Here is a 25962-nt window from a genome sequence, read left to right on the forward strand (position 1 = left end):
TACGAATATAAAATAAACAAAATTAATCTAAATCGAAACGAAAAACATATTACCTGTAAAAACCGATTTCGTCATCGCGCCTTCTCTGAACCGTACAATAAAACTTTTACCGCCATTATAAAGCAGAATAAAAAAACGCCCGGACCTTCGAGGAGCGGGCGTTCGGAATATATAAAATAATCAAGTACGATGAGTCAGCACTTTATCGATCAGGCCATACTCAGCGGCAGCGTCTGCAGACATAAAATTATCCCTGTCAGTATCTTTTGCGATCTGCTCCAAGCTACGCCCTGTATTTTCAGCCAGGATACCATTCAGACGTTCGCGCAAATAGAGAATTTCACGAGCCTGAATTTCGATATCAGATGCCTGACCTTGCGCACCGCCTAACGGCTGATGAATCATAATACGCGAGTTAGGCAAAGAAAAACGTTTGCCTTTAGCACCTGCTGAGAGCAGAAATGCCCCCATCGATGCAGCCAAGCCAGTGCAAAGAGTGGAAACATCAGGCTTAATAAAGCGCATCGTATCGTAAATCGCCATACCAGCAGATACCGATCCACCAGGAGAGTTGATATACAGAGAAATATCCTTATCAGGATTTTCACTCTCTAGAAATAACAACTGAGCAACGACAAGGTTAGCTGTTTGGTCATTAACAGGGCCAACCAAGAAAATGACGCGCTCTTTTAAAAGCCGAGAGTAAATGTCATATGAACGCTCGCCCCGACCACTCTGCTCAACCACCATAGGCACCATGCCCAGCATATTTGTATCCAACGCCGAATTACGGATGATGCCTGTCATGTGATTTCCTTTTACTTAAGCTTGTGCGTTATTGCCCATCAATTCATCAAAAGGCAAAGTCTTATCTGTTACTTTTGATTTACCCAACACATAGTTGACGACGTTTTCTTCTAAAACAAGAGCTTCAACTTCTGCCAGACGATTACGATCGCTAAAATAATACTTTACTACTTGCTGAGGGTCTTCGTAGCTTTGTGCAAAATCTTCAACCTGCGCTTTAATTTGCTCTGGTGTAGCCTGCAGATTATTAGCTTTTACCAATTCAGCCAAAATCAAGCCCAAACGAACACGACGCTCTGCTTGAGCATTAAACAATTCTGTTGGAAACGGAACATCTTTTACATTCATGCCGCGCTGCGCCATATCTTGACGTGTCATTTCAGCCAGACGCTCGCTATCCTGAGAAATCAATGACTTAGGAACATCAAAAGAAACGGCTTTCACCAATGCGTCCATCACGCTTTCTTTGGTTTTTGCTTTTACGCGACCTTTAACTTCGCGTTCGAGATTTTCTTTGATGTCAGTGCGCATTTTAACCAGATCACCGTCTGCCACGCCGAGCATTTTCGCAAACTCAGCATCAACCTCTGGCAAATGTGCCCACTCAAGTTTATTCAGTGTGATAGTGAATTCAGCTGTTTTACCCGCAACATCCTTACCGTGGTAATCTTCAGGGAATGCCAATGGGAAAGTCTTTGCCTCACCGACCTTTAAGCCAATCGTTGCAGCCTCAAACTCAGGCAACATGCGGCCTTCGCCCAAAACGAAAGCGAAACCTTCAGCTTTACCACCTGCAAACTCAACTCCATCAATCTTACCAACGAAATCAACAGTAGCACGGTCACCATTCTGCGCGGACTGATCAGCACCGCCGTCACCATGAGCACCTTGCTCACCTTTAACGTGGTAATGAACACGCTGTTTACGCAAAATGTCGATTGTTTTGTCGATTTCTGCGTCTGTCACTTCAGACTTTACCTGCTCGACTTCAGCGCCAGATAAATCACCAACGACGATCTCTGGATAAACCTCAAAAGTAGCATCAAATGCCAAAGTGCCTTCAGCAACGGATTCGCCTGATTTTGGCTCAATGCTAGGATAACCTGCAACACGCAGGTTGTTTTCGTTTGCAGCAACAGCGAATGCTTGCCCAACTTTATCATTCAATACTTCAGTTTCGACCTGATAGCCGTACTGTGCAGCAACCATTTTCATTGGCACTTTGCCTGGGCGAAAACCTGGTGCTTTTGCTGAGCGTGCGCGCACTTTCAAACGTTTCTCTACTTCCGATTGCACATCAGCGATCGGGAAAGAAATTGTAAGACGGCGTTCCAATTTATCTAAAGTTTCAACTGCAGTTGCCATGAAAATCGTCCAAATAGTAAAAATTCTGTGGTGCGAGGAGGGGGACTCGAACCCCCACACCATTGCTGGCGTCAGGACCTAAACCTGGTGCGTCTACCAATTTCGCCATCCTCGCGGGATGAGTTATGTTACATACCGGTACACATCCAGCACAACCGGTACAAAAGCAAAGGGCGACCCGATATTCAAGCGTCGCCCAAAACTATTGCATGTGGCATTACAACTCCAACCCAATATTCTACTGGATTTTGAATCAATGTGCCGCATTTTTTTGATACCCATAAGAAAACGCTTAGTATCTTTTCAGGCGCCACATGCAATCGTATTTACTTATTAGACCGGCTTCTTTACCCGGAACCAAGCTGCATAAAGAGCAGGCAAAAATAACAATGTCAGCGCTGTGGCAATGATTAAGCCGCCCATAATTGCAACCGCCATCGGCCCCCAGAACACCGATCTGGACAGCGGAATCATTGCCAACACTGCCGCCGCTGCCGTCAGAATAATGGGCCGGAAACGTCGCACTGCTGATTCGACAATGGCATCCCAGGGATTTTCGCCAGCCTGTATATCGTGCTCAATCTGGTCAATCAAAATGACTGAGTTACGAATAATCATGCCAAACAAGGCAATAACACCAAGTTGCGCAACAAATCCAAACGGCCTCTGCAATATTAACAGTGCCATTGCTGCACCAGCCACACCTAACGGACCAGTCAAAAACACCAGTAAAGCACGGGAAAAACTATGCAATTGCAACATCAACAAAGTGAAAATGATAAAAATCACCAAAGGGACGTTCGCAGCAATAGAGTCTTGCGCCTTGCCACTGTCTGCAGCAGCGCCGGCCAGCTCTATTTTAAAACCTGGTAACAAGGTCGCCCGAATAGCGTTAAGCTTGGGTGATATCTGCCCAGATACAGTTGGCCCTTGAATTCCATCCACCACATCAGACTGCACGGTGACAGCCCACTCCCTACCCTCACGCCAGACGACACCCGGCTCCCACACCAACTGAATGCGCGCAAGTTGAGACAAAGGAACAGATTTTCCACTTGCTGTAGGAATGTTTGCATTATCCAGAGCATTAATGGTCGAACGTTCATCAACGGGCTGACGCACAACAATATCAATCAGCTTATTGCCATCGCGGAATTGCCCCACATTAGAACCCGTCAAAATCGTATTAGCAGCGCGCATCACCGTTTGCGATGTTACACCGATGGCTCGCATCTTATCCTGGTCAAGATCTATACGAACCACTTTGACGGACTCATTCCAATTATCGTTAACACCGATCGCATTAGGGTTTTCACGCATGATCTGCTTCACCTGATCCGCGATTTCCCGGACTTTGGCAACCTCAGGTCCAGTGACACGGAACTGCACAGGATATGGCACCGGCGGCCCGTTCGGCAGCATCTTCACGCGACCACGTACATCTGGAAAATCGGTTTTAAATATCTGTACAATTTTCAGACGTAAGGCCTCGCGAGCCGCCAGATTTTTGGGCAGCACGACAAGTTGAGAGACATTCGTTTGCGGAAATATTTGGTCTAATGGCATATAAAACCGCGGACTACCAGTGCCGACATAGGTAGTTACACTCTCAACACCATCTTGCTTTCTGATGAAAGTTTCAAATTTTTTCGCCTGAGCCTCCGTCGCCGCAAATGAAGAACCTTCCGGCAACCACAATTCCACCATCAGCTCCGGACGACTGGAATCCGGGAAAAATTGTTGTTCAATGAAATTAAATCCGAATACACCAAGACCAAATACAGCCAATGTAATTGCAATAGTCGTTTTGCGCCACTCAACACACCATTGCACCAACACTCTGAAGCGACTATAAAATGGCGTATCAAATAGCTCCAGATGCTTTTCAGAGGCATTGTGAGGCTTGATCTTCAACAATAAAAATCCGAGGTAAGGCGTAAACAAAACCGCAGCCAGCCACGAAATGATTAATGCCAGTGCATTCACTGAAAACATAGAGAATGTGTATTCACCTGCCGCTGATTTGGCAAGGCCAATCGGTAAGAAGCCAGCCGCCGTAATCAATGTGCCTGTCAACATCGGCATCGCCGTTGATGTGTACGCAAAAGTCGCAGCATCGAAGCGGGAGAAACCCTCTTCCATTTTACGCACCATCATCTCAACAGCAATAATCGCATCATCCACCAGCAAGCCGAGCGCAATGATCAAGGCTCCCAGCGAGATTTTATGCAAATCAATATCAAAAATGCGCATAAACAGGAAAGTAATCGCCAGCACCAGTGGAATAGTCAACCCAACCACCAGACCCGGCCAGATATCAAGTCGAAGCGGCTTGGTATGCAAACCAAGTGACAGGAAACTCACCGCCAGAACAATAATCACCGCCTCAATCAGCGTGTGCACAAACTCACCGACGGACGACTTCACGGCATCCGGCTGATTAGTGACCTGCTCCAGCTGGATACCAACCGGAAGCTTAGCCTTAATATCAGCAAGGACCTTTTGCAGGTTATTCCCCAAGTCGATGATATTCCCACCCTTCTCCATCGAAATACCTAGGCCGACGACTTCTTTTCCGTTAAAGCGCATTTTGTCTTGTGGTGGATTTTTATATTCACGCTTCACCGTTGCAAAATCTCCCAGGCGGAAGGTTGTTCCATTGGCGCGCAATTGCAGATTTTCAAGGTCTTTAACGGTCATCAAAGCACCGGATATCCTCACCTGCAAATTATCGCTGGAGATCGTCATAACACCGGTACCTTCGATGGTGTTCTGAGAGTTAATCTGTGCCGTCACTGACTCAAACGGAATACCTAATTGTGAAAATTTCTTTTGGGAAAATTCAATATTCAGCTTTTCATCCTGAACACCAAATAACTCCACCTTGGAAACAGACGGAATATGCAGCAATTGTTGCCGGACGAAATCTGCGTATTCCTTTACCTGCTCGTAGGAAAATCCGTCGCCAGACAAGGCAAAAATAGAACCATAAGTATCGCCAAACTCATCGTTAAAATAAGGGCCTTGCACACCTGGTGGCAGCGTTGCCTTGATATCCCCAATTTTTTTACGAACCTGATACCAGGACTGACTGGTTTCTTTTGGCGGCGTCGACTCTCGCAATTGCAAAATAATCAAAGTCTCTCCAGGTTTGGAGTAACTTCTGATCGTGTCGATATAAGGCGTTTCCTGTAATTTTTTTTCAAGCTTATCAGTGACCTGCTCTGCCATCTGCAAAGCGGTCGCTCCAGGCCAAACGGCTCTGACGACCATAGCACGAAATGTAAACGGCGGATCCTCATCCTGCCCAAGCTTGCCGTAACTCAAAATCCCACCGAGTAACAGCACCATCATCAAATATCGCGTGAGCGGAATATGCTCCAATGCCCACCGCGAAAGGTTAAAACCACCAGAGGATTTACTCATTTCTTATCCCCTTTTTCGGCCGCTATTGCTGATACTGCTGTTGCGGCTGTTGCGGCTGTTGCGGCACTAGCTGTTCCACCTACTGCCCCAGCCGTTACTCCGCCTTTTACTTCAGTGGTTGCTGCCTTTGATTCTTGCTTCACTGTTTTATTAGCAGCTTTGTCAACTCCGCTCGCTTGAGCAGGCTCCCCACCGAGAATGCTGACTTTTTGTCCGGACTTCAGCAAATTAACACCAGCAGTCACGACCAACTGACCATTATTGATGCCGCTGGCTATCAAAACATCTTCACCAGCAGTTCCTCCGATTTGTACTGGATACAATTTCACAGTTCCCTTATCCAGCACCCAGACGGAAGTTGTATTTTTTTCCTGAAACAATGCAGTCACTGGCAGTCTTATCATTGCATCTGGATTGATTGCACTGAAATTTACAAATGCAGTCATCCCAAGGCGCACTTCTTTTGCGTCGGCTGGCAAACTCACTTTGGCGATATAGGTTCTGGTCACTGGATCAGCGATAGGAGAAAGCTCGCGCAATTGTGCCTTCATAACCTGATTTGGATTAGCCCATGTCTTAACTGTAATATCTTTCACCTGACGAATAGTGTTAATTTTATCTTCAGGAATACCGACCACAACATCCATCTCACCTAGCTGAGCAACTCGTATCACCGGAGTGCCAGCCGAAACCACCTGACCAATTTCAGCGTCGATTCCCGTTACGACACCATCCACATCCGACGTCAGCGTCGCATACCCGGACTGATTAGACTGATTTTTATACGCTGCCAATGCCTGCTCATAACTGGACTGCGCGGCTTTATACGCAAACTCTTTACTATCCAACACGGCAGGCGAAACAAAATTCTTACTGCGCAACTCCTGATAACGCTTAAACTCAGCAGAGGCAATATCACGATTACTCTCTGCGGCCGCCAGACCTGCTTTCGCCTGCGTCTTTGCCAATTCCAGATCCTGAGGATCCAATTGCATCAATACCTGACCGCGCCGCACCAGCGTTCCTAAATTAACTTTGCGGGTCACTATTTTTCCATTCACCCTGAACCCAAGGCGTGACTCTATGCGCGGACGAACCTCACCAGAAAACTCTGTATTCACTTCCGAGCCACCAGACTGAACCTGCACCACCCTGACCGGGCGAATATCTTCCGTTTTTTCTGCTGGCTTTGAGCAGGCGGACAAAATGGCAATCATCGCCACCGAAAGCGAAAAAGAGAGTAAGGCAGATACATTACGGCGCTGATGAACATCTTGTTTTTTGATGGGATAGCGAGATTCAAGTGTTGACACGGGAATTTTCCTTTACTATGCAGACTTCAAAACCATGGCTATCTCTTGAGAATATGGGCATTGACCCAGCCTGGCGGCAGACTTTAATTATGATGAAAAAGAACACAAATTAATTACTGACTTTTCGGTTAGTTATTATAGTGAAGTGATTTATATTTGCCAATGACTTTTCAGTCATTAAAAATTCCAACTATCTTATGTCGGTAGAACACTACGAAAATTTTCCAGTTGCTTCCATTTTACTTCCCAGGCATTTACGACCCGCAGTGGAAGCCATCTATGCATTTGCGAGGACAGCAGACGATATTGCCGACGAAGGCGATGCCCAACCAGAACAGCGTATCGCACAACTGACAGAATTTGAACATGAACTTGATCAGATAGAGCAGCGCCATCGTAGCGCGTCGCACCTGTTTCAGAATCTGTCGTCCATCATTGAACAATATCAACTGGATTTACAAGCATTCCGTGACCTGCTTTCTGCATTCAAACAAGATGTCGGGATCAAACACTATAACAACTTCCATGATCTGCTGGATTACTGCAGAAGATCCGCCAACCCGGTTGGTAATCTGATGCTGTGCTTATATCAATCGTCAACCCCTCAGAATGTTGCAGATTCAGATGCAATCTGCAGCGCATTGCAGCTAGCTAACTTCTGGCAAGATATTGGTATTGACTGGAAAAAAGAACGTATTTACGTGCCGCTGGAAGATTTACAAAGATTTGGCATCACCGAGCAACAACTGGCAGACAACGCAAACAATCAAACCATTGACGCGCAATGGCGCCACATGATGCTGTTTCAGACCCAAAGAACGCGTGGCATGATGCTCGCCGGCAGCGGGTTAGCGAAACGTCTGCCCGGCAGAATAGGATGGGAATTACGTCTGGTCATCCAGGGAGGATTACGCATACTGGAAAAAATAGAAGCGGTGGATGGAAATGTATTTCGTCATCGCCCTGTTCTTGAAAAATCCGACTGGGCGATCATGCTCTGGCGCGCCATTTGCATGTAGCGTGAAAGAAAATGCCTTCAATGTTATATTCGATTCATCCTGTCCATATTCGCTCCTCAAACCAGCCTCACCTGACGCTTGCGGGCGCGATGATGCGCAAAAATCAGTCAATAAAAATTCATCCGGAGTTTGTATGAGCACTTGTATATCCCGCATTGCTTTCCTAGTATGTATGCTGACATGCATGTTAACGTTGGGCGGCTGCACTGTTCTGGCAGTAGCAGATGCTGCCGTATCAACAACCGTCAAAGTAGGCAGTGCCGTCGTGGGAACAGCCATTGATGTCACCAGGGCTGGCGTCGGCGTGGCAACAGGCGGCGGCAAATAAGCCCTTTCCTTCACAAAAAAAATGAGAGCGATCTGATCATTATGCCCACTGCATCGCAAATCAATGAGCACCGCAAAATCCAGGCAGTTGCCAAATCTGTCCTCGATCATCTGTCTGAAATTATTACCGCGCAGGATACGGAAAAAAGCATTGCGGACAAAGCTTATGAAATGATGCGCATCAATGGCTATCCGGAAACCTGGTACCACAACTGCCCGGCACTGGTGTTACTCGGCTCACGCAGTTGCGTTTCTGTCTCGGGCAGCAATTACGCACCAAGCGACGAGACGGTGGGCATGTCGAACCTGATCACGGTAGATCTGAGCCCTATGCACCAGCATTACTGGGGTGATTGCGCCAGATCATTTGCGGTTGAAAAAGGTCGTGTAACCAGCCATCCGCAGTCGCTGGAATTTCAAAATGGCCTGCATTTTTTGCACCACATGCACACTACGATGCAACGCATAGTCAAGCCAAGTACCACGTTCGGCCAACTATTCGACTGGGCGAATATGCGCATACGCCAGAACGGCTTTGTGAATCTCGACTATCGCAACAACGTCGGACACAGCATTGTGACTAATCGCGATGACCGCGAATATATTCAGGCATACAATCAACTTAAGCTGGAAGATGTCGCATTTTTCAGCTTCGAACCATTTGTTCGCCTGAAAGGTGGGCACTGGGGCTTTAAACGCGAAGGTATCTTCTACTTCGATCAGCAAGGAATTCTTGAGGAGTTGTAACTTTTAGCGTGCTCACCATCGCACAGCAAGTGACAAACAGCACACAAACATCAAAAACATCAAAAAAAACAGCCTGAAAGCAGAACATCATCTGCAAACAGGCTGTTTTTTACCAATACACGTTTTAACTGATCAGTCATCACTGATACATGGCGTTCATTCTTACATTCTTAATGTACATTACACAAAAAATCACACCAAACTGTCAGTATTGATGGCATTCACAATATAAATAATTCATGACATTGATTTTACCGGCTTGATTTCACGGTATTCATTTCATCAATTTTTAACGCATTTCACCGCAATATTGCTGGCGCCAGTCGGGTTCGCCAGATCAGCAACGCCCGCACCATTGCTGACAGTGCAAGTTTGCCCACTTGGCTGAGTATCCACTGAGGCTGAATAATTTGCTCCGGTCAGCAAACTCCAGTTAAAGCTATAAGTACCATCAGCTGTGACCGCATATTTATCAACGATGCCGATCGCTGTATCCGCCATCACCAAGGTTGAACCTGATGTCAGTCCGCTGACAGTAAATTTGACAGGAACCGCAGGAGCGCAAGTCACCGCCACATTACTGCCACTCAGTAAATTGGAATTATTGACCGTACCGGCGCCATTGGCTACGGTACAGAATTGTCCTGCAGGCGGTGTCGATACAGCAACTGAGTAAGGATTGCCGCTCACCACATAGCTGGCAAACTGAAAAGCGCCGTTCGCCGACAATGTCAGAGTACTAGTCGCGTTATTGCTCAATATGATAGTGCTACCATCAGACATTCCTGACAAGGTTCCGGCAACTGGTACGTTCGGAACACAGTTCACCGATACATTCGTCACCGCGGCATCGCCAGTCATCGTACCGGTGCCATTGGTCAAGGCGCAGCTCACCGAATTTGGCTGGGTTAATATGCTGATAGCGTAGCTGCCATTACTGGCAACATTGAATGCAAATGTTCCGTCTGCGGTTAATGTTTTTGTGTAATTAGCATCATTACGCAATACCAGTGAGTCACCAGAACCAAGGCCTTTGACCGTTCCACCAACTGTGGTGTAAACAAAGCCACCACATCCGGCAAGAATGAGGCCAATGGAACCAGAGATGAATGCGAGTGTCGTTTTATTCAAAATATATATCCAAATTGAGTGATTTCGTGTCAAAAGCCAGGCTCTTCCGGTGAGAGCGATACTATAATGCGCGCACTATTATACGAGCTGACACCGCTCAACAAAGCGATTGTGTCTTAAGATTACATTCTGTTACCCATTGAGTTACCAATGGAATTACTCAGGATTGATGCAAAATTGCTCCAGCAAGGCCAAACAAGCTTTCTGTACTTTGAAAAACATCATTTGCAAGCGATGTTCGTTGCGCCAACAGGCAACACCAAAGTGGCGATGGCACCAGCTGTACCGGGCTTGTCGAGGCTTGCACTCGGCTTGTAAAGAGCTTTACAACAAGGCGTCGTAACGCCGTCGAACAGTTTTGCGCCAGTTCTGTCAGTTCTGTTACTGGCAAAGTAGTCCATAAAGTAATCATGGTGAGAGATTTACAGCTGCATTAACAGTTTCATTGGCAGCTACATCTTGCGGTCATGAGACAGTCGTACCATAGTCAGACCGTGTTGAACATTTTTTCCGTATACCAGCTTAGCGACTCAATGAGTCGCCTACATTTACAAAATAAGTATGTCTCCAGACGAATATTGCCAGCAAAAAGCAGCCCAGAGTGGCTCCAGTTTTTATTACAGTTTTCTGTTTCTGCCTCAAGGCAGACGGCACGCAATCACCGCACTGTATGCATTTTGCCGGGAAGTAGACGATGTCGTCGATGACAGCACAGATGACATGGTCGCACGTTCGAAACTGGGATGGTGGCGCAAAGAAATCAAGGCCATGCTTGATGGTGCCCCCACTCACCCAGTGACCAAAGCACTATCACCACATATGTCTGAGTATCAACTGGATGGAGCTCATTTGCTGGCGATTATCGATGGTATGGAAATGGATCTGAACCAGACGCGCTATCTTGATTTTCCTGCTTTGCAAAAATACTGCTGGCATGTCGCCGGTGTGGTAGGCGTGCTGTCTGCCAGCATCTTTGGCATTCGCAATCCACAAACGCGACTGTTTGCTGAAAAACTCGGCCTTGCTTTTCAAATGACCAATATCATCCGTGATGTCGGCGAAGATGCCCGCAAGGGACGCATTTACCTGCCAGTCAACGAATTGCAACAATTCAAAGTGACGGCTGCTGACATCCTGAACTCTCGCCATAGCCCGGAATTTGAAGCCTTGATGCAATTCCAATACGCTCGTGCGCAAGCGTTGTACGACGAAGCTCTTTCCCTGCTGCCACCGGAAGACCGCCGAGCGCAGCGGACAGCGTTGATTATGGCTGCAATTTATCGGGCGCTATTGGTCGAAATTCAACGTGATGGATTCCATGTGTTAAACCAGCGGATTTCGCTGACGCCTATCCGTAAATTGTGGCTGGCGTGGAAAACCTACATCCGTGGCTAAACGCACTTACAGAATTGCCGTCATTGGTGGCGGCTGGTCAGGCTGCGCAGCAGCCGTGGAACTGGCTCGGCAGGGGCAACACGTCAGCCTGTTTGAAGCCGCCCCACGACTTGGCGGACGCGCAAGAGCGACAAAGGTTCATGATCATGTCGTGGATAACGGGCAACATATCATGCTGGGGGCATATCGCGAATGTCTGCGCCTGATCCAACTCGTTGGTATTGATCCGCAAAAGGCATTTCTGACATTGCCATTGCAAATGATCTATCCGGCATCGACCATCAATCATGGCAATGATAGCCAAAATAACAATCACAGCGGTATGCATTTTATCGCTCCCCGCTTGCCTGCTCCCTGGCATCTTCTGGTTGCGCTCTGGCGCGCAAAGGGACTCAGTTTTGCGGACAAAATGGCGCTTGCCAGATTTTCCACGACGGCGCGCTGGATGGGCTGGACGCTGCATCAGGACTGCTCGGTCAGCGAACTATTACAACGTTTTGAACAAACAGACCATCTGTGTCAGCTGATGTGGAATCCTTTATGTGTTGCAGCCTTAAACACACCACCAGAGCGAGCATCAGCACAAGTTTTCCTTCATGTATTGCGGGATAGCCTCGGCTCCAGTCGAGCCGCCTCGGATATGTTGCTGCCAAGATTAGACTTGTCGGCGCTTTTTCCAGAGGCCGCAGCCAACTACATTCAAGCCCGTGGCGGCAGGAGCAAGACGGGTGCAGCAGTCAAATCGCTGACCAGACATACTCATTCATCATCCACCGATAGCAACTCAGCTCGCTGGAACTTACAGCTGGCGAGCGGGCATCAGGAAGAAAACGAAAAAAATAACAAAGAAGGCAGCGTTGACAGTAGCGGTGAAAATAGCAACGAACATAGTAACGACAGCCAGGAATTTGATGCAGTTGTGCTGGCCACGGATATCGCCAATACAAAACGGCTGCTGGGGACATTGCCGGATATAGAGTCGAATACGCATCTGCCGGACTTTGACTACGAAGCGATCATCACCTGTTACCTGCAATATCCAACGGAGATACGACTCTCCAGAGCCATGTTTGCCTTGCGCGACGATCCGCAGCAACAGCGATGGGGTCAATATGTATTCGATCGCGGCTACTTACATCAGGATCAGGCAGGCTTGCTTGCGGTTGTTATCAGCGCATCACAAGTAAGGGATATGGGCGATCATGCCAGCATTGCCGCAGCGGTCGCGCAACAACTCGCCAACAGCTTTGGACGAATAGAATTGTCTATGCCGACATGGCATAAGATTATTTCAGAAAAACGGGCGACGTTCAGCTGTCACCCTTCTATCGTCCGACCCGCGAACACTACCAGCCTGCCTGATCTGATGCTGGCAGGCGACTACACACAATCCGACTATCCAGCCACGCTCGAAGCGGCCGTTCGCAGTGGAGTGACCGCTGCAACATTGTTAATGCAGCAGATGAAATAGTGTCTGCTGTCATTGCGACCGTAGTTGCTGATTCAATGAGCGACTCAGTGACCAATTCAGTCGCTGATGCCATTACTGATGCGGCAATTGACGCAGCACCTGCCGATGCAAATTTTTAACAGGACTGACGCTACATTGTCCTGGCAAGACATGACAATGAACGCAGCACGGGGTCGCAAGAGACGTTAAGAAGCTCATAAAGGACTTACGCTGGGACATTGACAAAGAACCTTCACAAGGCTGAGGCGATATTAAGCAGTCATGCTTAAAATGCCTGAAAACGCCCCTAAAAATACTACCCCCAGTATATTTAAAGCCACCTTATAATCCGTGGACTTCCAGCGGTTTTTGTATAATTCAGGGGGGAGTATATGGAAAGTATGCAGAAACACACCAACAACCCCAACCTTGAGCAAAGAAAGAACCAGCTCGTCCGATCAAGACAAACACAAGCAGCGTGCCCCACTCACCATCATCACAGCACAGCATATCAAGCAATCAACGCGCCACCAAATGATCAGCACGCCAAGGGTAAGCAGATCAGCTCAAACATTCCGCTCAACCCGACCCAAATCAGCTCACGATGCATCATCCACGTCACGAATTTTACTCATGGCTTCGTCAATTCTGTCGACACCTACAATCGTCAAACCCTCTATCGGTTGCTTGGGAGCGTTTGATTTAGGAATCATGGCAATTTTAAATCCAAGCTTGGCCGCTTCACGCAAACGCTCCTGACCACGGGGAGCAGGCCTGATTTCACCCGCCAACCCCACCTCGCCAAACACCACCAGTCCGCGAGGCAAAGGTTTATTGCGCATGGATGAATTGATCGCCAGCAGCACTGCCAGATCGGCTGCGGGCTCGGTGATTTTAACGCCACCAACAGCATTGATAAACACATCCTGATCAAACGCCGCCACTCCCGCGTGCCGGTGCAATACCGCCAGCAACATTGCCAGCCGATTCTGCTCCAATCCAACAGACAAGCGGCGGGCATTGGGGGCGTGTGAGCTATCGACCAGCGCTTGAATTTCCACCAGCAACGGACGGGTTCCTTCCTGCGTCACCATCACACAAGAACCGGGCACTTGCGTATCGTGCTGCGACAAAAACAAAGCAGAAGGATTCGATACTCCCTTCAATCCTTTTTCTGTCATGGCAAATACGCCTAGTTCATTGACGGCACCAAAACGATTCTTGATGGCACGAACAAGACGAAAACTGGAATGCGTATCACCCTCAAAATACAGCACCGTATCAACAATATGTTCCAGCACCCGCGGCCCGGCCAATGCTCCTTCCTTCGTCACATGGCCGACCAGTATCATCGTGATATCCATTGTCTTGGCGACCCTGGTCAGTTGCGCTGCGCACTCCCGCACCTGCGCCACCGAACCCGGAGCCGAACTCAGTGCGTCTGAATACATGGTCTGAATCGAATCAATCACGACCACTTCCGGCTTGTGTTCAGCCAGCGTCACCAGGATTTTTTCCAGTTGTATCTCCGCCTGCAAACGCAAGTCTTTGGCGTCAATCATCAAACGTCGCGCGCGCAAGGCAATCTGCGCACCGGACTCCTCGCCGCTGACATACAATACTTTTTTGATCTGCGTCAGATTAGCTAACGCCTGCAACAGTAGCGTAGATTTACCGATACCCGGATCGCCACCGATCAGCACCATACCACCCGGCACCAGACCACCGCCCAATACACGATCAAACTCATCAATACCAGTGCCAAAACGAGGAATATCGACGGCCTCAATTTCGGCCAGATTCAACACCGGCGCAGTTTGCGCCAGACTCTGATGCTTACCCGAAAAGCGGTTCCCGACATTCTCAATCACGGTTTCCACCAATGTATTCCACTGCCCGCAGGCGCTGCATTGCCCTGCCCATTTACTGGCAATGCCGCCACATTCAGTACAGGTGTAATTGGTTTTTGCTTTGGCCATTTTTTTAATCTATTTACTAAAGTACTGATATTTTAACCAGTATTGTGCAGCAAGCTTGTCCTATTTCACGAATGCAGCCCGTTTTTCGTGGTATAAAGCAAGCCGTAGACACTTTGTAACAGGCAAATACTAAGCATGAAACGCGGTTTTTATACGATCATGGCGGCACAGTTTTTTTCGTCACTTGCCGACAATGCTTTACTCATTGCCGCGATGGCATTACTGGTGTCGATGCAATCTCCGGGTTGGATGACACCACTCCTGAAACTGTTCTTTGTGCTGTCATATGTACTTCTGGCAGCCTTTGTCGGAGCATTCGCCGACTCCTTGCCCAAAGGCAAAGTCATGTTCCTGACCAACATGATCAAGGTTGCCGGATGTGCACTCATGTTTTTCAACGTACACCCTTTATTGGCGTATGCCGTGGTTGGTTTTGGTGCGGCAGCTTACTCGCCCGCCAAATACGGCATCCTGACGGAATTACTCCCCCCGGAAAAACTGGTCGCGGCCAACGGCTGGATTGAAGGGCTGACAGTGTCCTCCATTATTCTGGGGACGGTACTCGGCGGTGCGCTTGTGAATCCGCAGATATCAGCACGGCTGCTCAGCATCGATTTCCCTGTCGTCGACTTCCCGATTTACACTCCCACCGAAGCAGCTCTATGTGTGATTACCGGCTGCTACGCCATCGCTGCGATTTTTAATCTGAAAATTCCGGACACAGGTGCCCGCTATGAGCATCAGGAACGAAATCCAGTCAAACTGGTTGTCGATTTTGCCGGTTGCTTCATGACCTTATGGCGCGATAAATTAGGACAAATTTCACTTTCAGTCACGACGCTGTTTTGGGGTGCGGGTGCCACACTGCAATTCATCGTACTGAAATGGGCAGAAAAATCTCTGAAGATGCCACTGGATAAGGCGGCAGCACTGCAAGGGGTGGTCGCGATCGGTATCGCCCTCGGTGCAGTTGCAGCAGCGCGCTTCGTTCCTTTGAAAAAATCACTATCCGTCATGCCACTCGGTATTGCCATGGGATTGGTTGTCACCACCATGATACTGGTACACAACGTCTGGATTGCCTATCCTTTGCTGATTCTGGTCGGCGGGCTGGCAGGTTACTTTGTCGTGCCAATGAACGCCTTATTGCAGCATCGTGGTCATGTGCTGATGAGCGCTGGTCACTCGATCGCAGTTCAGAATTTCAATGAAAACTTATCTGTTCTGACGATGCTGGCGCTGTATGCACTGATGATTTCATTTAATGTCGACATTCAGTTCATCATCGTTTTGTTTGGCCTGTTTGTGGCTGGCACCATGTTCATGGTCATGAAAAAACATCAGGCTAATCAGAAAGAGCACGATTCTCTTGCGCTGATTGGCGAACACAAGCACTGAACAATAACTGCTCTGCAACGCGCCATCACCGATTGATGGCGCGTTGCCACCAGTCATCCGGCACCAGCATGCCACGACATAACTCTTGCGCACACCCCTCATTCACCCTCATACCCGCCACCAATAACGGTGTTGCGGACAAGGAAAAATGTGTGGCAACAGCATCCGACAACTGAGAGATTGAGCGTACAGCTGCCACGTCGCACTGCGCTGGCGCCAGCCAATCCAATCTATCCAGAATAACGCCGGCATCAAATGCGGTTACAGCCACATGGCAAAATTCCGCTAAAGTCCATATGTACCCACGCGCATGTTGGGGAGCAATTCCTTCCAATAGGATGCTCGGGGCCTCCGTATCTTCCGTCTCTTCAGCCCCTTTCACACACCCCATTCCTGGCATGCTGTCCGATCCTGCCACTCCCGACGAACCATAAAATAGCCAGCCTTTGATGAATGCCTGAGCAGATATCACCGGCTCAGGCAAAGCGGAAACAGCCAGAGGATGAGAGGCCAGACGCAATTGTTGATGCAGCATTTTGTGCATTTTCAGCGCCAGATTATCCTGAAGATTCGGACCGACATAAGCATCGAAACCGACATTGAAACCATGAGTAGTTGATGAGCCGGATGTGTTGGCTGGGCAAAAAAGATAAAATTTGGTTGCCAGTTCCCAGTGCGCTAATGCGTCGCCCTGCCTGACCAGAAAATCAAACTCACCTACTGTTCGCCCCTGCGCATCCCTGACCTGCAAACCGCGAGCATACAAAATACCGTGTTCGGCAAAATAAAATTCCAGCAAGGTTTCAGCATACAAGCCCAGTCGCCGGTGCTTTTTTCTTGCCAGCATCAGGTGTAACTGCTGCAATTGCTGCGGGCTACTGTCCAACGACAGTAGCCAATCCACCACACCCGAGATAAAGGGAAGTGGCGGATTCAAGCTGGCACCAAGCCATACAGGAGACAAATGCTCCAAAAGATCGGGTGATGTCAGCAACCACGCGAGTGAGCGAACGTGAGGATCAGCCAGTTGTTGCCACTGGCGATGGAATTCAGATTGAAATGCAGTGATCAAGTGTGATGGCCTGGCACTAATGCCGTCGCCATACACAAGTCCGCCCATGCCTTTCGTTTGTCTGCCGGTTTGCGCAATAAATAAGCAGGATGATAGGTTACAACGACAGGGATCGCCTGATATCGATGTGTTTTTTCGCGCAACTGTCCAACCGGCGTTTCTGGAGACATTCCCAACAAAGAAACGGCTGCCGTTTTTCCGAGCGCAACAATCATTTGAGGTTGAATTAATTCAATTTGCCTATGCAAATAGGGCAAACAAGCGGCAACCTCATCAGCGGTCGGCGGTCGATCTTTACCATGCTCGTCTGTTGGCCGGCATTTAACGATATTGGCAATAAAAGTCCGGCGATCTCGCTGCAACCCCAAAGAACGCAACATGTTGTCCAGCAATTGCCCGGCAGCGCCGACAAAAGGCTTACCCTGAATATTTTCATTGTAGCCAGGCCCTTCACCGACAAACATCCAATCCGCTTTACGGTCACCAACACCGAATACTGTATTTTTACGGCTGTGGCACAAATTACAGGCCTGACATTCACTGACTGCAAGCTGCAACTCATCCCAAGTCATTTGTTCAACAGGCGTTTTTCCCTGCTGCACGACAATCGCCTGAGCTTGCTCCGGCAAAGGAGTGGCAAACCCCGGCACCAACGACGATGCCGTTATCTCAGGAATCGCTGACACATCAGATACATCTGGCATCTCAGGCAACTCTGCGTTGATCGCAGTCGCAGGGGGAGCATTGATGTCTTTTTCAGGTAAATGTGCAGATACCGGTGCAGGCACGGACGCGGACTCAACGAGACTGAACACCGGCACAGGTACAGCGATCGCTGCCTCAGTTTTTGCCTGCAACTCCGGCTCACGCAATTGCCACATTGGCCCCAAACCCATTTCTCGCAACAAATGGGAGCGTTCACCAGACTGTTCAAACAATGAGCTCAACACATTCTCCGCATCACAATCGCATCTTCACGCGTATTTCCTTGGGCAGGATAATAAGATTTGCGTTTCCCGATCTCTGAGAAACCAGCCTTCAGATACACCTCAATCGCCCTTTGGTTACTACATCTTACTTCCAGCAAAATAGACTCTGCCTGCTTCTGCGCAGCATAATCAAACATTTTACTGATTAACTGACGCGCATATCCCTGCCCCTGATACTCAGCGCCAACAGCCAAATTCAATAAGTGCAACTCTTCCATCACCGGCATCATCAGAAAATAGGCAAATAACTGCTGCTGGCTATTGCGAAAGCCGAATGCATCATGGGCGCTTAAAAAAGAATCCGTAAAATTGCCTCTCGACCATGGGTGAGAATAAACTTGCTGCTCAATATCAAGCATCTGGTCAATATCCGCAAAACCTAACTGACAATAAGCAGGACTTGTCGCTATCACTGCCATTCCTAAACTCCCTGTCCTTGCAACGCTTCTTTCGCCAGCAATCGCTCTGCGGTGGTCAATGCGATTTTATTTCGCAAATACAAAGGCTGAGCCATTTCAGCTGGCAATGCCAACCCCTGCTGGAAAGCTACCCGTGCAAGATGCGCAATATCCCGCGCGTGCGGTGCACACAAAATGACAGGAAACGCCTGAAGTGTCTCAGGCAACGCGACTCCCTGGCCAAGTACAAATAGAGTTTCAGCAGAAAAATCTTGCTCGCTAAGCTGCGCCAAAGTCGACAGCGCAGGTGCCGTAACCTGCTGGCATGCAGCACCATCAAAATGATAGTGAGCCCAATACACTTCTGCCATACGCGCATCCAGAATACAAACAAAGTCAGTTCCCGGACGCAATGCCTTCGCGCCCGCTGCCATTGCCTGCAGGCTGACAACAGGAAGTACAGGCAAATCTGCACCAAAGGCCAACCCCTGCACAATGCCACATGCGGTGCGAATGCCAGTAAACGCCCCAGGTCCACACCCGAACGCGATTGCATCACAATCGCTCAGCCTCACACCTGCTTCCACCAGAAGACTTTGTATCGCCGGCAAAATAGCCTGGGAATGGGTTTGTACACCAGATAATTCTCTGGAAAAAATATGCTCACCGACCAGCAGAACAGCAGTTGCAAGTTCGGTAGAGGTTTCAATAGCTAAAATCGTCGTCATATTGGTATTTTACCGTGTTCAACACGGGCTCATGCTGGATTTATCAGGAACGGATGTTGGGTTAAAATGTAAAAATGAAATCAACCGACAATATTGAAGACCTGACACATATTCGGGAAAACCTGAAAAACAGTCCGTGGCTGATTGCCTGCCTTTGCGCCGCCTGGTGCGACACCTGCAATCAATATCGCAGGCCTTTTGAACTACTGGCCAGCACACATCCGGATAAATGTTTCGCCTGGATCGACATCGAGGATCAGGCACATCTGGTTGACGAAATAGACATTGAAAACTTCCCCACTATTTTGATTCAATACGAGGATAGCGTTGCATTCCTGGGAACCATGCTGCCAGACACATCACAATTGCAGCGACTCCTAAGTTCCGTAATGGAAAATGCGATTACGGGTAACATTAAGCGCAGCTCACTGAATCAGGAAGCACCAGAAGGCTGGAGCCTCAGGCGACTAATTACAGCATCACATCAATAAATCACAAGATAGACGTCGAACACCGCATTGCACTGAAACAGGTGTGAAAGCAATAACAACACCCTCTTGTTTGCAACTGAAGCAACTACCTATCTGAATAGGACTTACGCAAAATTGTTCCAGCAAGGCATAGTGACGAAGGCCGTGTCGCACAACAAGGAGTCATAACGCCGCAGAGGCGGTTTTGCGCAAGTTTTACCAAAAAGAAAAAAGGGACTAGATTTGCATCTAGTCCCTTGAATCTGGTGCGGCTGGCAGGAATCGAACCCACGACCCCTTGGTTCGTAGCCAAGTACTCTATCCAGCTGAGCTACAGCCGCGAAGAAGAAGATTATAGCACAACGAAATGCCGGATTTAAAGCCCCTGCCCTCAATTTAATTATCAGTTAACGAATAATCGGCATGAATGAGGAAGGAAGATATCGCAACACGAGAGAGATTTGCTGCTTATCTGGAATGCGATACAGGAAACTGAAAGGAAAAAGAAAAAAGGGACTAGATTTGCATCTAGTCCCTTGAATCTGGTGCGGCTGGCAGGAATCGAACCCACGACCCCTTGGTTCGTAGCCAAGTACTCTATCCAGCTGAGCTACAGCCGCGAAAAACAAAATTATAGCATAGCCACTTGCACTTGATAAGTCCCTCTGTATGCTTTTTTAAATTTCTACCTGGGACCCCACTTCAATGACTCGGTTGCTCGGAATTTGGTAATAATCCGCCGCATCGCGCGCATTGCGCGACATAGTGACAAAAATTCCTTCACGCCAATTTGCCATACCACCATCGGGACTGGAGATGATTGTCTGTCTGGAAATAAAATAGGAGGTTTCCATAGGTTCAAACGCCAGACCATGAGGCGCACATAACTCCAGCGCCTTCGGAATATCTGGTTCATTTTTAAAGCCGTAAGAAATATCCACCTGATAGCAATTGTGCCCAAGGTCAGTCACGGCAATACGTTCATTGAACGGCACCCACGGTATTTCTTTATTATGGAGTGTCAAAAACACGACCCGCTCATGCAGTATTTTGTTATGCGACAAATTATGCAACAAAGCATGCGGCACACCGTCAGCCTCTCCCCTCAGGAATACGGCAGTTCCAGACACGCGGGTCGGCGCAGAAACGAAGAGAGAGTCCAGGAATTCCTCGAGCGGAATCGCATGTTTTTTAAGATTTTCAAAGACCAGCTCACGCCCACGCTTCCAAGTCAGCATTGTCGTAAAGATAATCAATCCCAGTACAATCGGGAAATAGCCACCATGGAAAAACTTCAAGGCGTTGGCTGAAAACAGAGAAATATCAATCGTCAGAAAGAAACCTGTCGCCGCAATACAAAGCAGGAAATTGTATTTCCAGCCAAATCGGATAACAAAAAATGTCAGCATCGAAGTCACGAGCATGGTGCCTGTATTGGCAATACCATAAGCCGATGCCAGATTCGAGGAAGATCCAAAACCAATCACCGCCCCAACAACAACCGCCAGTTGCAACCAATTAACGACTGGAATATAAATCTGACCAATTTCTTTTGAGGATGTATGAATAATCTTCATACGCGGTAAAAACCCTAACGAGATCGCCTGCTTTGTCATAGAGAATGTGCCGGAAATTGTTGATTGTGACGCAATCACCGCAGCCACCGTGGACAATACAACCAAGGGATAAATACTCCATGCACCCAGCTGATAATAGAAGGGATTGGTGACTGTTTCGGGATGCATGACCAACAAAGCACCCTGCCCCAGATAATTTAACGCCAGCGACGGAAATACAATAAAGAACCAGGCCGCACGAATTGGCTTGGAACCAAAATGGCCCATATCTGCATACAGTGCTTCCGATCCTGTGAAAGCCAGCACCACCGCACCCAGTGCAATGAATGCTACCCAGCGATATTCATTCACAAAAGTAATCGCATGCACAGGATTGAACGCCCCCAGAATACCCGGGAAACGGATGATGTTATAGAGACCCATGGCCGCCAGCACCAGAAACCAGATCAACATTACCGGACCAAATAGCTTACCAATACCAGCAGTTCCTTTGCGTTGTGCCGCATACAAGCCGATCAACACAATCAATGTCACAGGCACAACCACAGGTTTAAAACTTGAAGTCGCGACTTCCAATCCTTCCATTGCCGACAATACAGACATTGCCGGTGTAATAACACCATCGCCATAAAACAGCGATGCGCCAAACAGTCCCAAGACTGTCAAAGGAAAATAAAGTGAGGATTTTTTTGAAACAGACTCCAGCGCCAGCGCCGTAAGCGCCATGATCCCGCCTTCACCACGGTTATCTGCTCGCAATACCAGCGTGACATACTTAAGTGAGACGATAACAATCAAGCCCCACAAAATAAGCGAGACAATACCAAATACATTGGCTTCGCTCAATGGAAGTCCATGCTCTTTAGAAAAAACCTCTTTCATTGTATAGAGAGGACTCGTTCCGATATCGCCATAAACGATACCAACAGCCGTTAACGTCAATGCTGCAAGGCTGCTTTTTGTGTGATGATTAGCCAATTATGTACCTTGTAATTATTGGTGCATTGCACAATAGGTGATTCCATCCCCAATTTCAATAGAGTGATGTAAAAAAGCATACGGTTGCGAAACGAAAACAACACGTCGATCAGACGTTCTTGCACATTATCCTTATCTAAGTGTATGCAAGCGCTCAATACTAGTCAGTATACGGATACATTCCTATGCGCAATCAATCAAAAATTGCTCTTCATCTCTACAAGCTCATTGGCAAATCCATCGTGAACGTGGTACCTATTCCGACGATACTCTTAACATTCAACTGACCATGCAAGATAGACGTCACAATATTATAAGAAATGTGCAAACCCAAACCGCTCCCTCCCTGCCCCAGTTTCGTTGTGAAAAATGGATCAAAAATGCGTTTTAAATTTCCTTCGGGAATACCACAACCATCATCCGTCAATTGAATGACGACTCTTGCATTGTCTACCTGCGCGGCACTCAGCATCAGGCACCCCGGACCGCCTTGATCAAATGCATGCAAAATTGCATTCTCGATCAGATTAGTAATCACCTGTCCCAATGATCCAGGGTAACTATCCATCACAATGCCTTCCGGCACATCCGTTGACAAAGTATGCCCAGCGTGGCCGATACGGATATTCAAGGTCGCCACTATATCCAGTAATACTTTTCGCAAATCAAATGGCCGTCGCTGCTCTGAAGTTCGATCAACCGCAACCTGTTTAAAACTACTGACAAGATTGGCTGCACTGCCAAGACTGCGCATTAAAATATCAGAAGAACCAGCAACTTCATCGCAATAACGGTTGAGTTCGGAACGCCGCAAATTTTGCTCTTTTAATTTTTGTAGCACATCACGGGTTGAGTCCTGCAAAGTGCTTGCGACCAAAAGGCAATTTCCGATCGGGGTGTTTAATTCATGCGCAACACCAGCTACCAGCGCACCCAGAGCAGCCAACTTTTCCTGCGCAATGAGGTGCTCCTGCGCCTGCTTCAAGCGCAGATATGCATCTGCATTACCCAGCGCAATCGCACCATAGGCCGACAAGGACCGAAAAATCATTCTCTCCCTATCGCCATACGCCCTGGCTCTGGAGGACTGTATTGTCATCACGCCCAGCACCTGCTCGCCGATCATTAATGGGGCAAATAACATGCTAAGGACGCGCTCAGTTCCCGGAATCAGGCCTGGCACCTCATCATCAGGAGAAATATCGACCAGAATTTCTCGTCGTTCTTTCACTGAACGGACGGAATTGGACACTGCGCTCGACATGGGTATTGAATCCGACTCAATAGCCTGCCCATTTTCGACACCGTATGCCGACGTCATGCTTTGCAAATCAGCATCCATCAGATAAATCACAAAAGCAGTCACATGCAATAAGCCATGTACATGCCTGTTTAACGCATCAAATACCGCCTCCGCATCCAGACTCGCCGTAATCTCCTGGCCAATCGTGCCAAGGCGCTCCAGAATTGCACTCGACTGTGCCAACACCTCCGCGCGTTCCGCTTCTGCTTTCGCGAGTTGGCGCAAATGCTCACTCTCCGCGCGCATACGATCGGTTTGCCGGCTAACTTCCATGGCATTTGCACGGTTCGTGACTTCTTTTGTGTGTATCGCTGCCCGCGCGTCAATTGCTAAACGACTGTAGCGAAATGCTTCCTGATAATTACCGCAAGCAGCATGCGCATCCGCTATTTCTTCCAGCAAATCCCCTGATACGTTATAACCATCAATCTCTGCAGCAATTTCCAACGCTTGCTTCAGGTAATGCAATGATGCGCTTGGCTCTTCCATCTCCTGAGGTGATGGCAAGACATGCCTGGTATGCAGCGAAGCCAATACGCGCAAGACATCAATATGGCGATAGCTATCACGACGATTCTCTGTCAGAGTCAATGCCTCATGCGCAACAGACAAGGCTTCATCGGGCTGATCAAGCAACGACATGACATGCGCATAGCCGCGACGCGCGCCAATGCGAAAATCCAGATAGTCTTTCTGATCTGCCCATTGTTTTAACAAGGAAAAATTCAATAAGGCTGCCTGATAGTCACCGCGATCCAGCGACAAATCCCCAAGATAACGCAGTGCCAGTAAATGAGTGCGCGAACCGGTCACATTGTTCAACAACGTCAAGACCTCTTCCAGCATATCCTTGGCGGCATCCAGTCGTCCCAGACGACGCAGCGTTTCTGACATCTGTAATAAGCAATTGCCAATACTGACTGGCCAGCCTGTTTTTCTGGCGATCTCATGACCGGTTTCTATCCATTTCAGTGCAGCCTGATGATCATTCAGACTATTGAACGCGTCACCGATATTGCCTGCAACATTGATGGCACGCTGAACCTGCCCATATTGCAATGCGCATTCAAATACCTGGATGCCGCATGCAACAGACTGCCCAAAATTACTGGACAAGGAAGAAACGTACATCTGGAATTCATGGGAGTAACTGGCGATCAGTGAATCATCCGGCACAGTCGGAGGTCGAAACTGCCGCCCCCAACGTTGCATCGCGAGAGGCGAGTTCCGAAATACCATCTGATTCGCCAAAAAAGATTCTGCGACCCTGACCCTCAGCCCATCTTGAGCACGTGTGGCATAGGTAATCGACTGCATCATCGCTGGCTCAACAGCCGCAAGTTCACCCCGATGCAACATCAAACATGCCTGTAAATAGTAGGCATCAGCCAACGCGCTACCAGCCTCATGCCGGTTCAAGGTATCTAATTGTGGCAACGCTGAACTCAATAACTGTTCGGCGCGATCAATATCACCATGCAAATAGGCAATCTCTGATCTCAGTAAGAGTAAGCGAGGGAAAATGAAATTGATTTTGGGATCAGGCGAACTGGTGATCGCTTCCAGTGCGATGCCGTCTTCTGCCTCGTCTGCAAGCATGATAGCCAGCTTGCTATCCCGTTGACGCAAGTCCCAAGCCAATGTCACCAGTAGTCTCAGGCGCTCAATGCCACGTGACTGCTGTAATACATACTCACGTTGCGCCACTTCGGCATTGGTAACGAATATTTCCATAAGATGAACAACATCGCCGAAGAGTAATGAGGTAATGGAAGAGAAAAATGATCAGCAGTAAATAGTAACAGATAGTGACAAAAATAAAAGCCTGATGAATACCTGACGTCATCCGTTTCTGTGATGACTCAATCGCAATCTCCGATGGTGTCAGGACTTACCTTACAACGTCCTGGCTACGTTATGAGCGCTTGCAGTACAAGCCCTGAAGCCTGTAACACTCTCGCTGTCATTCCTGACCAAAACAATTTGGCGTTAGTTCTGTGGATGATATATCGCAAAAAAACCCTGAGCAGACTTAAATTCCGCTCAGGGTTGATCCATTCACCATGTAGTGTTCAATGACGACACTATTC

20 protein-coding genes and 3 tRNA genes are annotated in these 25962 nt (G+C 48.2%); 8 read left to right on the forward strand and 15 right to left on the reverse strand.

Annotated elements, in window-relative coordinates; genetic code table 11:
* Positions 1 to 180: 180 nt before the first annotated feature.
* From clpP to ACO0LB_RS09470, 5 genes are all read right to left on the reverse strand, one after another.
* On the reverse strand, positions 181 to 807 hold the full coding sequence (gene clpP, locus ACO0LB_RS09450) for an ATP-dependent Clp endopeptidase proteolytic subunit ClpP (RefSeq protein WP_423048759.1): 627 nt from the start codon (positions 805 to 807) through the stop codon (positions 181 to 183).
* A gap of 15 nt (positions 808 to 822) precedes the next feature.
* Positions 823 to 2172 carry a trigger factor gene (tig, locus tag ACO0LB_RS09455; RefSeq protein ID WP_423048761.1) on the reverse strand — a complete coding sequence of 450 codons (1350 nt, stop codon included), beginning with the start codon at positions 2170 to 2172 and terminating at the stop codon, positions 823 to 825.
* 28 nt (positions 2173 to 2200) lie between these two features.
* Positions 2201 to 2287 (reverse strand) — tRNA-Leu (locus tag ACO0LB_RS09460).
* A gap of 218 nt (positions 2288 to 2505) precedes the next feature.
* Complete coding sequence (locus ACO0LB_RS09465; protein WP_423048763.1) at positions 2506 to 5598, reverse strand: efflux RND transporter permease subunit; 3093 nt, start codon at positions 5596 to 5598, stop codon at positions 2506 to 2508.
* Positions 5595 to 6911 (reverse strand): efflux RND transporter periplasmic adaptor subunit, encoded by a 1317-nt coding sequence (locus tag ACO0LB_RS09470; RefSeq protein WP_423048765.1) that lies wholly within the window; start codon positions 6909 to 6911, stop codon positions 5595 to 5597. The genes ACO0LB_RS09465 and ACO0LB_RS09470 overlap by 4 nt, the downstream gene beginning before the upstream one ends.
* Positions 6912 to 7108: 197 nt before the next feature.
* On the opposite strand from ACO0LB_RS09470, the gene hpnC reads away from it, so the two are divergent.
* The 3 genes from hpnC (at position 7109) to ACO0LB_RS09485 (ending at position 9004) form a co-directional block, all read left to right on the forward strand.
* Positions 7109 to 7930 carry a squalene synthase HpnC gene (hpnC, locus tag ACO0LB_RS09475; protein ID WP_423048767.1) on the forward strand — a complete coding sequence of 274 codons (822 nt, stop codon included), beginning with the start codon at positions 7109 to 7111 and terminating at the stop codon, positions 7928 to 7930.
* A 184-nt stretch (positions 7931 to 8114) separates the two neighbouring features.
* Positions 8115 to 8258, forward strand: coding sequence for a hypothetical protein (locus ACO0LB_RS09480; protein WP_423048769.1), 144 nt, complete (start codon positions 8115 to 8117; stop codon positions 8256 to 8258).
* 41 nt (positions 8259 to 8299) lie between these two features.
* Positions 8300 to 9004 carry a M24 family metallopeptidase gene (locus tag ACO0LB_RS09485; protein ID WP_423048771.1) on the forward strand — a complete coding sequence of 235 codons (705 nt, stop codon included), beginning with the start codon at positions 8300 to 8302 and terminating at the stop codon, positions 9002 to 9004.
* Between the two features lie 282 nt (positions 9005 to 9286).
* Here the strand turns inward: ACO0LB_RS09485 and ACO0LB_RS09490 are convergent, their stop codons facing one another.
* Entirely contained in the window at positions 9287 to 10135 is an 849-nt protein-coding gene (locus ACO0LB_RS09490; RefSeq protein WP_423048773.1) for a hypothetical protein, read from the reverse strand.
* 150 nt (positions 10136 to 10285) lie between these two features.
* On the opposite strand from ACO0LB_RS09490, the gene ACO0LB_RS09495 reads away from it, so the two are divergent.
* From ACO0LB_RS09495 to hpnE, 3 genes are all read left to right on the forward strand, one after another.
* Positions 10286 to 10453: a hypothetical protein gene (locus tag ACO0LB_RS09495; RefSeq protein WP_423048775.1), complete on the forward strand. Its 168-nt coding sequence runs from the start codon at positions 10286 to 10288 to the stop codon at positions 10451 to 10453.
* A 243-nt stretch (positions 10454 to 10696) separates the two neighbouring features.
* Positions 10697 to 11530 carry a presqualene diphosphate synthase HpnD gene (gene hpnD, locus ACO0LB_RS09500; protein WP_423048777.1) on the forward strand — a complete coding sequence of 278 codons (834 nt, stop codon included), beginning with the start codon at positions 10697 to 10699 and terminating at the stop codon, positions 11528 to 11530.
* Positions 11523 to 13001, forward strand: a complete 1479-nt coding sequence (hpnE, locus tag ACO0LB_RS09505) for a hydroxysqualene dehydroxylase HpnE (RefSeq protein WP_423048780.1) — start codon at positions 11523 to 11525, stop codon at positions 12999 to 13001. The genes hpnD and hpnE overlap by 8 nt, the downstream gene beginning before the upstream one ends.
* Positions 13002 to 13579: 578 nt before the next feature.
* Here hpnE and radA read toward each other — a convergent pair.
* Positions 13580 to 14959, reverse strand: a complete 1380-nt coding sequence (gene radA / locus ACO0LB_RS09510; RefSeq protein ID WP_423048781.1) for a DNA repair protein RadA — start codon at positions 14957 to 14959, stop codon at positions 13580 to 13582.
* A 135-nt stretch (positions 14960 to 15094) separates the two neighbouring features.
* On the opposite strand from radA, the gene lplT reads away from it, so the two are divergent.
* Positions 15095 to 16357 carry a lysophospholipid transporter LplT gene (gene lplT, locus ACO0LB_RS09515; RefSeq protein ID WP_423048783.1) on the forward strand — a complete coding sequence of 421 codons (1263 nt, stop codon included), beginning with the start codon at positions 15095 to 15097 and terminating at the stop codon, positions 16355 to 16357.
* A 25-nt stretch (positions 16358 to 16382) separates the two neighbouring features.
* Here the strand turns inward: lplT and ACO0LB_RS09520 are convergent, their stop codons facing one another.
* The 4 genes from ACO0LB_RS09520 to tsaB are packed head-to-tail and all read right to left on the reverse strand — an operon-like array spanning position 16383 to position 19544.
* Entirely contained in the window at positions 16383 to 17477 is a 1095-nt protein-coding gene (locus tag ACO0LB_RS09520) for a DUF1853 family protein (RefSeq protein ID WP_423048785.1), read from the reverse strand.
* A complete protein-coding gene (locus ACO0LB_RS09525; RefSeq protein ID WP_423048787.1) occupies positions 17426 to 18376 on the reverse strand; it encodes a uracil-DNA glycosylase in 951 nt (316 codons plus the stop codon). Before ACO0LB_RS09525 ends, ACO0LB_RS09520 begins: the two co-directional genes overlap by 52 nt.
* A complete protein-coding gene (rimI, locus tag ACO0LB_RS09530) occupies positions 18373 to 18837 on the reverse strand; it encodes a ribosomal protein S18-alanine N-acetyltransferase (protein ID WP_423048789.1) in 465 nt (154 codons plus the stop codon). Before rimI ends, ACO0LB_RS09525 begins: the two co-directional genes overlap by 4 nt.
* 2 nt (positions 18838 to 18839) lie before the next feature.
* A complete protein-coding gene (gene tsaB / locus ACO0LB_RS09535; RefSeq protein WP_423048791.1) occupies positions 18840 to 19544 on the reverse strand; it encodes a tRNA (adenosine(37)-N6)-threonylcarbamoyltransferase complex dimerization subunit type 1 TsaB in 705 nt (234 codons plus the stop codon).
* A gap of 74 nt (positions 19545 to 19618) precedes the next feature.
* Between tsaB and ACO0LB_RS09540 the strand changes: the two genes are divergently transcribed.
* A complete protein-coding gene (locus ACO0LB_RS09540) occupies positions 19619 to 20035 on the forward strand; it encodes a thioredoxin family protein (protein WP_423048793.1) in 417 nt (138 codons plus the stop codon).
* Between the two features lie 243 nt (positions 20036 to 20278).
* Here the strand turns inward: ACO0LB_RS09540 and ACO0LB_RS09545 are convergent.
* The 4 genes from ACO0LB_RS09545 to ACO0LB_RS09560 form a co-directional block, all read right to left on the reverse strand.
* Positions 20279 to 20355 (reverse strand) — tRNA-Arg (locus ACO0LB_RS09545).
* Between the two features lie 202 nt (positions 20356 to 20557).
* Positions 20558 to 20634, reverse strand: a tRNA-Arg gene (locus ACO0LB_RS09550).
* A gap of 57 nt (positions 20635 to 20691) precedes the next feature.
* The gene (locus ACO0LB_RS09555) at positions 20692 to 22569 is read right to left on the reverse strand and encodes a potassium transporter Kup (protein WP_423048795.1); all 1878 of its coding nucleotides are present in this window, start codon (positions 22567 to 22569) and stop codon (positions 20692 to 20694) included.
* A gap of 217 nt (positions 22570 to 22786) precedes the next feature.
* Positions 22787 to 25606 (reverse strand): ATP-binding protein, encoded by a 2820-nt coding sequence (locus tag ACO0LB_RS09560; protein ID WP_423048797.1) that lies wholly within the window; start codon positions 25604 to 25606, stop codon positions 22787 to 22789.
* Positions 25607 to 25962: the final 356 nt, after the last annotated feature.

Origin of the sequence: Undibacterium sp. SXout7W (assembly GCF_049339385.1) — a bacterium.
Lineage (GTDB): Bacteria > Pseudomonadota > Gammaproteobacteria > Burkholderiales > Burkholderiaceae_D > Undibacterium.

Bases quoted from the DNA above. Each gene is read 5' to 3' on its own strand.
- lplT (WP_423048783.1), top strand. From the start codon at position 15,095: ATGAAACGCGGTTTTTATACGATCATGGCGGCACAGTTTTTTTCGTCA.
- ACO0LB_RS09540 (WP_423048793.1), top strand. From the start codon at position 19,619: ATGAAATCAACCGACAATATTGAAGACCTGACACATATTCGGGAAAAC.
- rimI (WP_423048789.1), bottom strand. From the start codon at position 18,837: ATGGCAGTGATAGCGACAAGTCCTGCTTATTGTCAGTTAGGTTTTGCG.
- ACO0LB_RS09480 (WP_423048769.1), top strand. From the start codon at position 8,115: ATGTTAACGTTGGGCGGCTGCACTGTTCTGGCAGTAGCAGATGCTGCC.
- clpP (WP_423048759.1), bottom strand. From the start codon at position 807: ATGACAGGCATCATCCGTAATTCGGCGTTGGATACAAATATGCTGGGC.
- ACO0LB_RS09465 (WP_423048763.1), bottom strand. From the start codon at position 5,598: ATGAGTAAATCCTCTGGTGGTTTTAACCTTTCGCGGTGGGCATTGGAG.
- ACO0LB_RS09560 (WP_423048797.1), bottom strand. From the start codon at position 25,606: ATGGAAATATTCGTTACCAATGCCGAAGTGGCGCAACGTGAGTATGTA.
- tsaB (WP_423048791.1), bottom strand. From the start codon at position 19,544: ATGACGACGATTTTAGCTATTGAAACCTCTACCGAACTTGCAACTGCT.
- tig (WP_423048761.1), bottom strand. From the start codon at position 2,172: ATGGCAACTGCAGTTGAAACTTTAGATAAATTGGAACGCCGTCTTACA.
- radA (WP_423048781.1), bottom strand. From the start codon at position 14,959: ATGGCCAAAGCAAAAACCAATTACACCTGTACTGAATGTGGCGGCATT.
- ACO0LB_RS09485 (WP_423048771.1), top strand. From the start codon at position 8,300: ATGCCCACTGCATCGCAAATCAATGAGCACCGCAAAATCCAGGCAGTT.
- ACO0LB_RS09520 (WP_423048785.1), bottom strand. From the start codon at position 17,477: ATGGGCGGACTTGTGTATGGCGACGGCATTAGTGCCAGGCCATCACAC.
- ACO0LB_RS09495 (WP_423048775.1), top strand. From the start codon at position 10,286: ATGGAATTACTCAGGATTGATGCAAAATTGCTCCAGCAAGGCCAAACA.
- hpnC (WP_423048767.1), top strand. From the start codon at position 7,109: ATGTCGGTAGAACACTACGAAAATTTTCCAGTTGCTTCCATTTTACTT.
- hpnD (WP_423048777.1), top strand. From the start codon at position 10,697: ATGTCTCCAGACGAATATTGCCAGCAAAAAGCAGCCCAGAGTGGCTCC.